This is a genomic window from Massiliimicrobium timonense (genome assembly GCF_002160865.1).
In the GTDB taxonomy this organism is placed as follows: domain Bacteria; phylum Bacillota_I; class Bacilli_A; order Erysipelotrichales; family Coprobacillaceae; genus Allocoprobacillus.
Genome location: NZ_NFLJ01000094.1, coordinates 1 through 1186, shown reverse-complemented (window position 1 = coordinate 1186; position 1186 = coordinate 1). Strand labels below are relative to the sequence as shown.

Annotated in this window: 1 protein-coding gene and 1 pseudogene; both read left to right on the top strand. The window is 40.3% G+C overall.

Annotated features, from left to right (window positions below; all coding sequences use genetic code 11):
* Positions 1–272 (top strand): annotated as a pseudogene (locus B5E75_RS14775) (hypothetical protein); the annotation flags it as partial.
* Positions 273–380: 108 nt separating this feature from the next.
* Positions 381–1186, top strand: an 806-nt coding sequence (locus tag B5E75_RS14295; protein ID WP_143746989.1) for a transposase, incomplete at its 3' end; no start/stop codon positions are given.

Here is a 1186-nt window from a genome sequence, read left to right as displayed (position 1 = left end):
ACTTCAAGGACAGCTCCATCAACATCCAGAGAGTCATATGCCCTCATTGCGGCAAAACTCATGCGCTGCTTCTTTTTCCCATGATTCCTTTCCTATCTGCTGTCTCCTTCGATGATATTATTTCCATTCTTTCTGATTCTACAGATCATCTTATTATCGAACTGTCTCACATATACCATTTCATCGTTAAGCTTGGCAAATGCCCAATAGATGAGCTGCTCATCTATAAGAAATTTTCCAGAAACCTGTATTTCTCTCTTCAAACCACATGACCTTTATATCCTTCTGCATCCATTTCCTCTATCATGAAGATGTAGAAAAAGAAAGGACGTGATGTTTTATGAAATTACAGATTCTATTGGCTTTGGATGGTGATGACGATGTGTGATAATACCACGACCATGCCTTGCGGCATCATTTCCCAGAATGATTTCCTTGTTTTCTTCAATATCGAGGACAAGGATATCGAAACATTCGATATCCATCATCAGAAGGATGGTATCTATATTGATGTGACACTGAAGAAGAAGCCCCACCAGTGTCCTGTCTGCCTCAACATGACAGACAGAGTCAAGGATTATAGCGTCAAGCATATCAACCATTCCATACTGACAAACAAGAAATGCATCATCAATTACAGAGCTCGCAGATATAGATGTCCAAGATGCCACAAGACATTTATGGAGTCCAATCCCTTTACCGTCGCAGGCTCAAGAATCTCTCTGGCGACTGTATATAATATCCTGGAGGATTTGAGAAAGCCAAACATGACATTCAGGGATGTGGCCGAACGATACCATGTATCCCAGACAACAGCTGCACATGTATTTGACTCATTTGTCTCCATATCAAGAAGACCTCTGCCTGAGTATCTGCTGATAGATGAGGTCTATGCATTCAAGTCTGTCAACAGTAAATATGTGTGTGTGCTTGTCGATTTCAAAACACAGAACATCGTCGATGTCCTTCCGTCAAGAAGAAAGCAGACACTCATGGATTATTTCTTTTCCATTCCTCTTGAGGAAAGGAAGAATGTCAAAATTGTTTCCTTTGACATGTGGGAAACGTACAGAATCGTATCGAAAATCATGTTTCCAAATGCAATATGTGCAACCGACCATTTTCATGTGAAGCAGGAATTTGGAAGAAAAATTGACAGAGTGAGAATCGATGTCATGAATAAGTA